Source organism: Arthrobacter sp. TMT4-20 (assembly GCF_054510775.1).
Window position 1 is genome coordinate 62,135 of the sequence record NZ_JBTNDW010000014.1, and the last position, 7,358, is coordinate 69,492.

Here is a 7,358-nt window from a genome sequence, read left to right on the forward strand (position 1 = left end):
ATGATCGAGACGTGGTGGTACCAGCTCCTGGGCGGATTCGCCCGGGCCGCGCCTCCGGAGATCACCGGTGTTGAGCTGCTCATCATGGTGATCGCTGCCGCGCTTCTCTCACTCCCCCGGGCAACCTGGCGGTATTTCGGCTTGTTCACCACCATCGTGCATGAACTCGGCCATGCGTTCGCCGCCCTCATGACGGGTCGTGTCCTCAAAGGAATCACCCTCACCATGGACCATGCGGGCACGACGACGACGATCGGCCGGCCGGGGTGGCGGTCCGCCTGGTCCGGCTTCTGGGGGTATCCGACGCCGGCTGCACTCGGGGCGGCCCTGACCTGGGCCGGGGTGAACGGCTGGGGTCCGGCGGCCCTGTCGACCGGCGCATTGATCCTCCTGGCGGCCCTGGCGTTCATTCGCAATGGTGGCGGTGTACTGATTCTTCTGGTGACAGTCAGTCTTTCGATGGTGCTGGTCCTGGCAGTGCCTGAGGAACTGACCGGGCACGTGGTGGTTGCCCTTGGTCTGGCCTTGCTGGTTGGTTCGGTCCGTGATCTTGGCAAGGTGCTCTCGGTCCATCTGCGACGGCGTCGGGAGCTCCAGTCCTCCGATGCTTACCTGCTCTATCTCAGCACCGGCGTCCCATCGCCGGTTTGGCTGCTGTTGTTCGCGGCTGTCATTGCCGGATCGCTCGTCGCTTCATGGATTTCACTCTCGGGGGAGATGGGTCCGGGAATCGCCTAGCATCATCAGCTTGTTCGCGGCCCGGCTGGCTGCTTCTCCGCAATTTTTCCGCTGTATCGGGTGGGATATACGTAAGATGACCGAATTGGGGCTACCGTAGGGATGCCACACTGATCGTGGCGCGGGCGCGTGGTGCGCTCCTCAACAGATTCGGGAGCATCTCGGTGATATTTCGGTGGGGGAAGTCTGTTCTCGCTGCATTTCCGCGTGGTTCGCGACTCCCTGATCCCGCCTGGAACTCCCGACACCGGTTAATCGTCCTTTTCGCGCTGGTGGCATCCGGGATGGTCACCGTATTCGCCCTCGGTCTGGGGACCTCCCCGTGGATGGCTTTATCGCTCGGGGTTCCGCCGGTGGCTGTGGCCCTGGTGGCGTGGAAGGCTCCCATCGGTCGGAGGTTCAGTGCGTCGCTGAGCTCCGCCTCCCTAATGCTGATCGCCGCCCTCGTGGTGCATATCAGTGGCACCATCGAAGCCCATTTTCTGTTTTTCATTCTGGTTCCGGTGGTCGCCCTCTACGAGGATTGGGCCCCGCTGGCGACAGCATCTCTTCTGGTTCTCGGTTATCACGCCTTCATGGGTCTGCATTCCCCTACCGCGGTTTACAACCACCAGGCTGCCACCGACAGCCCGGTGGCATGGTCCCTGATTCACAGCGCGTTGTTTCTGGCCATGTGCGTTACCAGCATTGTGCACTGGACCATCCATGAGCGCGCCAGACGCGAAGAGAATACTCTCCTGGATCGCCTCGCCGACCAGGCCCTCCATGACCCCCTGACGGGCCTTGCCAACCGAACTCTCCTTCACGATCGACTCAACCAGGCTCTCAGCCTGAGCCAGCGGACCGGGGCGTCGGTCATGGTGATCGCAGTCGACATAGACGGTTTCAAACCAGTCAACGATTCCTATGGGCATGCCACCGGAGATGCTCTCCTGGTCGAGCTCGCGCAGCGATTGGGGTCCTGCATCAGGGCCGGCGACACTGCAGCGCGCAACGGTGGCGACGAATTCACCCTGCTCCTCCCTGGCACTACCAGGGAGGAGGCCCCGGGTATGGCCGGGCGCATCCTCGCCGCCGTCAGTCCACCCTTCAGCCTGCCCGGCGTCGAGCTGGAAATGAGCGTCAGCGTTGGCCTTGCTGTCAGCTCAACGGGCACGGAGGGCGAAGCGCTCCTGCAGGAGGCGGACCAGGCGATGTATTCGGCGAAGCACAATGGGCGGGGTGGCTACGTCATCTTTGACAGGTCCCTCGTGCCGGGAACGCTCGGCACGATGACTGTCCACCCTGACCAGGCCCGCGGCTGGGTGGCATACACCCAGTCGCTCCGCGCCGAAATTGCTTCAGCCAAAGACCTTGGGCGGATTCCCGAGCAATCCCGCGGCCCGGAGACGGTCCGCCGCACCCTGGAATCGATCATTGCCGCAATCGACCAGTTGCCGCATGGTCCGCAGACAGCGAAGTTGCCGTTACCCGAACGAAACGCTCTCGAGGAGTTTGTCTTCCACCATGACCTGGTGCAGCACTGGGCCGACACCCTGCTGGCTGACTCAATCATTCAGGTTGAGCGGTCGGCGGAGGCCAACCTTTTCTGGCTTGCGCTACGGAGGTCAGCGATGAAGGACCACGGGGACCCCGGGAACAGCCCGGAGTCCGACGGGGACAACGTCCCCGTGGCAGCTACTTAGCGCTGACCGTGACTACCGGCTTGACCGGCGGCTTGGGCGCGTTCACTTGCAGACCGACCGTTGCCGTCTGACCCTTTCGCAGGGTTTTGGTCCAGTCCGAGCCGACACAGGTCACCGATTTCCTGGTCACCGACGTGCACTTCATCCCCCAGGAGTTGGCAACACTGATGACGTTGGGGTCGGTGAACGTCACCGACCACGAGTTCACGGCCCTGGAAGCACTGACCGATATCTGGGCGACATATCCCCCGTTCCACGAACTCTGCAACGACCACTTGGCGGCAACCGCGCTCGATCCTGTTCCCGGAACCGGGGTAGCCGTCTTGCTGGGTGTAGGGGCAGGGGCCGGCTTCGACGTTGGCGCAGGCGCGGCCGACTGGGTAGGTGTGGGCACCGCCACGGGCCGAAGGATGGGCTTCAGCGCGGCAAGTTTGGCGGTTTCCGGGGTACGCCAATCCGACTTTAGTAGTCCGCCAGTGTCGGAACTGTTGGGATTGAACGACCAGTAGGCGAAGCTTGTTCCGTTCGCTGCCAAATAGCTCACGAGCTTACCCATCCACTGCTTGTCAGAGGTGGTTTCCAATTTTGAACCGAATTCTCCGACCAGGACAGGCGCTATCCCGTTCTTGGCAATATAGCCCCAGTTGGCGTCCCAAATTCCCGGCAGATTCGCGGGGTAATTGGATGCCGAGAACCATTTTTGCGGATATACCGATGCCGGGTAATCGTGCGGTGAATAGACCACCTGGTTGGGTACCGTCAGCTTCACGGGTTTCTTGGCCACATCTGCGAGGCCGCCGCCCCACCAGGTCCAGGAGCCGTTGCCCTGGGCCTCGACGCCTTCAACGATGATCAAGAGCTTGGAGTTCACTGTTTGAACTGCCTTGCCAGCGCGGGTCGCGGCAGCATGCCAGTCATGTGCGGGGTTCGAGCCGCCCCAACGTGCTACGCCGTGGGGCTCGTTGTGAAGGTCGAAGCCGATCACTGTGGGTTCGTTTTTGTACCGGGTGGCGAGCTTCTTCCAGTCGGCGATCCACTGCGCCTCGCTGTACTGGGGGGTGTACCAAAGCTCCGACTGAGCGGCCGAGGACGGGCGGTGTCGGTCAAGAATGACGTTTAGTCCCAAAGCCTTGGACTTGGCGATGAAAAGGTCCATCACCTGCTGGGGGGTCTTTTTCGCCAGCTCCGGGTTGGCGTAGAAGTTGGTGTCAGAGCTGACTTTGCCGGTGGTGATGCACTGGTTGGAGTACGGCAGTCGAATGGTGTTGAAGCCCATCGACTTTATCTGCCGGAGCCCGTCATTGAGATTGATGGTCCACAGTCCGTGGGGGACGCAGTCGGGCGTCTCCAGGCCAAACCAATTGGCCGCCCTGATGACATAGGGCTTGTTTGCCGCGTCGCGAATTGTTCCGCCGTCAGTGTGCAGCCACCCCGCGCCCTTAGCGGACACATTTGCCGCGTGAACAACGTTCAAAGCTTCGGGAGCCGAACCAGGCGGGACACCCCCGCAGCCTGCCAACGCAAGCATCACTGCCGCCATCGTTGCCGTAGCCGCCAGGAAACGCCCACGGAATCCCGCCCGAGTGCCGGAATGTTCAGCCATAAAATTCAGTTCCTTCTAAATGAGACCAGCTATTCCGGCAATAATCTCTCTGAGAATACGCTAGAAACGCTTCCGCCTACCCGCAGGTTCGGGCACCCTGCGGAGACGTTGCCGTGGGTCACAGGGTATTCTTGATGCTGACGAAAGGGGCGGGGCACAGATGTCCAAAAGTAAGCGGAACGACTCGTCGACCGTCGACCTCCACCCGTGGCCGGTGCCGGTGAATAGCCGAGCCCTGCACATCGCGAAAATGGTCTTGGGTGCGGGGATGATTGTCCTGCTTCTCACCCAGGTGATGCCGGTGAACTTGCTGGGCGGAATGATGAATAACTTCTTCACCATTATTCTTTTACTTTCCTGGGCGGGCCCGGCACGGCGGATGATGCGCCGTTACTCATCGGGCGGGCGAAATAATCCCCCCGCTGAAGAACAGTAATTCGCAACGTTACACACGGACTGCGAGCTTCCCACTCACCGCCCCCTCTTCCAACCGACGCATAGCCTGCGGAGTCTGGTCCAGCGGATAGGTACCGCCAAGCTGCGGAATGATGACGCCTGCCTCGACCAGGCCTCCCAGCAACTCCAGATCAGCGGAGCGCTCCTTGGCGACAAACATCCTGAGGTTTTGGCTGATAAAGGGAGACATCAGGACTGCCCGTAGCTGGCGCCCGATACCAATCCAGTCGCCAGCGCCTTCACCTCCGATAATGACAGCTGTTCCTTTGGATCTCAGCGCCCCTCGAAGGCGGTGCAGTGAGGAGTTGCCTCCTATGTCCAGGATCAAATCGTAATTCCGTCCCGCATGTGAGTAGTCTTCAGTGGTGTAGTCGACGACCTGGTCTGCCCCCAGGGACCTGACAAAATCCAGCTTCTGAGTGCTACACACCCCGGTGGTCTTGGCCCCGAAATGCTTCGCCAACTGGACGGCATAGCTGCCCACCCCACCTGAGGCGCCGATTACCAGAACTGACTGTCCGGCTTTGACCCGGCCCATCTCCCGCAGGGCCTGCAGCGCTGTCACAGCTGACACGGGAACTATCGAGGCACTCTCGGAGGGCACACCTGGCGGCTTATGCGCGAGCTTGTCCTCCCGGGCCACAGCGTATTCGGCGAACGCACCCGCGCCGATCCCGAACACTTCGTCCCCGATCCGAAACCCCCGGACGCCTGTACCGACGTCGACGACGGTGCCCGCCAACTCCTGACCGGAAACTGGCTGACGGGGTGTGCGCAGTCCGAAGACGAGGCGGAGCAGGTAAGGCTTGCCGGTCATGATGTGCCACGCTCCCCTGTCGAGACCGGCGGAACGCACCTGGACAAGCACCTCGTGAGGTGCCGGTGCAGGGCGCGGAATTTGTTCGAGGGTCAGCACAGAGGCAGCCCCGTACCCCCGCTGCACCATCGCGCGCATCATCGCGCCCTGCGGCAGGTTAACGCTGGTTTGCCTTTTTCTGGTCACCATAGCTGGCTCCATTCAGCAGTTTTCGCGCTTTTCCGATGAAGTACCAAGTTGGTCCTCCGCACATAGTACTGAGGACGTGGGGACCATGGAGGAAATTTTTGCCGGCATTCTTGACCTTGTCTTTGAGCCCTCTCGTGAGAGGATCACGGTGTGGCTAACCGACTGATGCTCCTTGACACCGCGTCCCTCTACTTCCGCGCGTTTTACGGATTGCCCGATTCCCTGAGGGCTCCCGACGGAACTCCGGTCAACGCCGTGCGCGGCCTGCTGGATATGATCGCCCGGCTTGTCGCTGACTATGAGCCGACCCACCTGGCCGCTTGCTGGGACGACGATTGGCGGCCCGCCTGGCGGGTCGATCTCATCCCGAGCTACAAGGCCCATCGGATGGTCACCGCGGTGGCCGACGGCATCGACATCGAGGAAGTACCGGAAGGGCTGGTGGCCCAGGTGCCGATGATCCGTGAGGCCCTGGCCGCCTTCGGAATTACGCTGGTTGGAGCCCCCGAGCACGAGGCCGACGACGTCATCGGCAGTCTGGCAGCCCAGGCCGAGTTCCCCGTGGACATCGTCACCGGTGACCGGGACCTCTTTCAGCTGGTCGACGATAGCCACGACGTTCGGGTGATCTACACCGCCCGTGGCATGAGCAAACTGGAAGTCCTGACTGACGCCACGGTTGTCAGCAAATATAAGGTGCTGCCGGGTCAGTACGCGGATTTCGCTGCATTGCGGGGGGATACTTCCGATGGCCTGCCCGGGGTGCCGGGAATTGGCGATAAGACTGCCGCCAGCCTGCTGCAGGAGTTCGTAGACCTGGACGGAATTGTTGCAGCTGCCAACGATCCTGGTTCCTCCATGTCCGCCTCCATGCGGGCCAAAATTGTCAAGGCAGCCGATTACCTGTCGGTGGCCCCCACAGTGGTCAACGTAGTCCGCGACCTCGACCTCGGGGAATTGAATGCGAGAATCCAGCCCCTCGACGCAGGTCATCTGGACCGGATCGAGCAGTTGACCACTGACTGGAATTTGGGCGGCTCCTCGGGGCGTGCCCTGAAGTCGTTGGGTAACAGCTGACCGGCTCCGCTGCTAGGCCGGCGAGGCGGTAAGCACCACATTCTTGCCCCATAGATCCTCCGTGTAACAGCTGATAATCACCAGTTGGTTGGGGGTGACATTCCAGATCTCGCTGTCTTTGAGAGTGTCCTTGTTGTAGGTGGCGATGGAGTCGACAATGTACTCCAGGGTTCCTGCTGCGGTTTCGACGGTGATGAGATTCCCGGGAGCTGTCTGCGTGCTAAGCCGGTTGAACGGTGCGTCCCTGCCTTCCCAGCTGTGCCCGGTGAGGTAGGTGGTATTTGTTGACCCCTCGCCGGGCCGGCCATAGGACGACAGCCAGTAACCGTCATCGGTGAACGGCGGGATGATTGTTTGGCTGGCAAGCTCGTCGTCGGTCGGGGTCAGTGCGAGAATCGTGACGTCGATTCCCGCCGCCTCGATAGTGAGTCGCACTGGCTGAGCTGCCGCTGGTGCGGCCGCGTCGGATTCAGCTTCAACCGAATCACTCTCCGACGGCGCGGCAGTAGTAGGTTGCGCAGCGATCGGGTCAGCAACTTCTGGTACTCCCGTCGATTGGCCAGTTGACTGTGCTGCGGCGGTGGTTTCGGCTGGCGCCTGCAGCGCACCAAATGCCACCGAGCCGATCAGGGCTGCAAGAAAGAGGGCCGGAAAGACCCTGCCCCGTGTCCCCGGACGCGCGAACCTGGGTCCAGCTGATGCTTTACTTCGTTTGCCCATCATCATCTCCTCCCTCGGCGCCCCGGTCGGAGGTGGGGGGCCGACCAAGGAGACACAAACAAACACCCGGCCA

At 61.6% G+C, this 7,358-nt stretch carries 7 protein-coding genes; 4 read left to right on the forward strand and 3 right to left on the reverse strand.

Annotation, left to right across the window (positions count from 1 at the left end):
• Both ACX80Z_RS13495 and ACX80Z_RS13500 read left to right on the forward strand, forming a co-directional pair.
• Window positions 1-738: a M50 family metallopeptidase gene (locus ACX80Z_RS13495; RefSeq protein ID WP_459316217.1), complete on the forward strand. Its 738-nt coding sequence runs from the start codon at window positions 1-3 to the stop codon at window positions 736-738.
• A gap of 284 nt (window positions 739-1,022) precedes the next feature.
• A complete protein-coding gene (locus ACX80Z_RS13500; RefSeq protein WP_019482501.1) occupies window positions 1,023-2,423 on the forward strand; it encodes a GGDEF domain-containing protein in 1,401 nt (466 codons plus the stop codon).
• On the opposite strand, the gene ACX80Z_RS13505 is transcribed toward ACX80Z_RS13500, so the two are convergent.
• Window positions 2,416-4,026, reverse strand: a complete 1,611-nt coding sequence (locus ACX80Z_RS13505; RefSeq protein WP_459316218.1) for a cellulase family glycosylhydrolase — start codon at window positions 4,024-4,026, stop codon at window positions 2,416-2,418. The two genes, ACX80Z_RS13500 and ACX80Z_RS13505, sit on opposite strands and share 8 nt — an antisense overlap.
• A 160-nt stretch (window positions 4,027-4,186) precedes the next feature.
• Here ACX80Z_RS13505 and ACX80Z_RS13510 point away from each other — a divergent pair, with 160 nt between their 5' ends.
• Window positions 4,187-4,462: a hypothetical protein gene (locus ACX80Z_RS13510; RefSeq protein ID WP_019482503.1), complete on the forward strand. Its 276-nt coding sequence runs from the start codon at window positions 4,187-4,189 to the stop codon at window positions 4,460-4,462.
• 9 nt (window positions 4,463-4,471) lie between these two features.
• On the opposite strand, the gene ACX80Z_RS13515 is transcribed toward ACX80Z_RS13510, so the two are convergent.
• Entirely contained in the window at window positions 4,472-5,488 is a 1,017-nt protein-coding gene (locus tag ACX80Z_RS13515; protein WP_459316219.1) for an NAD(P)-dependent alcohol dehydrogenase, read from the reverse strand.
• A 165-nt stretch (window positions 5,489-5,653) separates the two neighbouring features.
• Between ACX80Z_RS13515 and ACX80Z_RS13520 the strand changes: the two genes are divergently transcribed.
• Window positions 5,654-6,565 (forward strand): 5'-3' exonuclease, encoded by a 912-nt coding sequence (locus ACX80Z_RS13520; RefSeq protein WP_459316223.1) that lies wholly within the window; start codon window positions 5,654-5,656, stop codon window positions 6,563-6,565.
• A gap of 12 nt (window positions 6,566-6,577) precedes the next feature.
• On the opposite strand, the gene ACX80Z_RS13525 is transcribed toward ACX80Z_RS13520, so the two are convergent.
• Window positions 6,578-7,358, reverse strand: a 781-nt coding sequence (locus ACX80Z_RS13525) for a class F sortase (protein ID WP_459316220.1), incomplete at its 5' end; no start/stop codon positions are given.

Excerpts from the sequence above, each read along its gene's own strand:
- ACX80Z_RS13495 (WP_459316217.1), top strand. The coding sequence starts at position 1 with ATGATCGAGACGTGGTGGTACCAGCTCCTGGGCGGATTCGCCCGGGCC.
- ACX80Z_RS13500 (WP_019482501.1), top strand. The coding sequence starts at position 1,023 with ATGGTCACCGTATTCGCCCTCGGTCTGGGGACCTCCCCGTGGATGGCT.
- ACX80Z_RS13505 (WP_459316218.1), bottom strand. The coding sequence starts at position 4,026 with ATGGCTGAACATTCCGGCACTCGGGCGGGATTCCGTGGGCGTTTCCTG.
- ACX80Z_RS13510 (WP_019482503.1), top strand. The coding sequence starts at position 4,187 with ATGTCCAAAAGTAAGCGGAACGACTCGTCGACCGTCGACCTCCACCCG.
- ACX80Z_RS13515 (WP_459316219.1), bottom strand. The coding sequence starts at position 5,488 with ATGGTGACCAGAAAAAGGCAAACCAGCGTTAACCTGCCGCAGGGCGCG.
- ACX80Z_RS13520 (WP_459316223.1), top strand. The coding sequence starts at position 5,654 with ATGCTCCTTGACACCGCGTCCCTCTACTTCCGCGCGTTTTACGGATTG.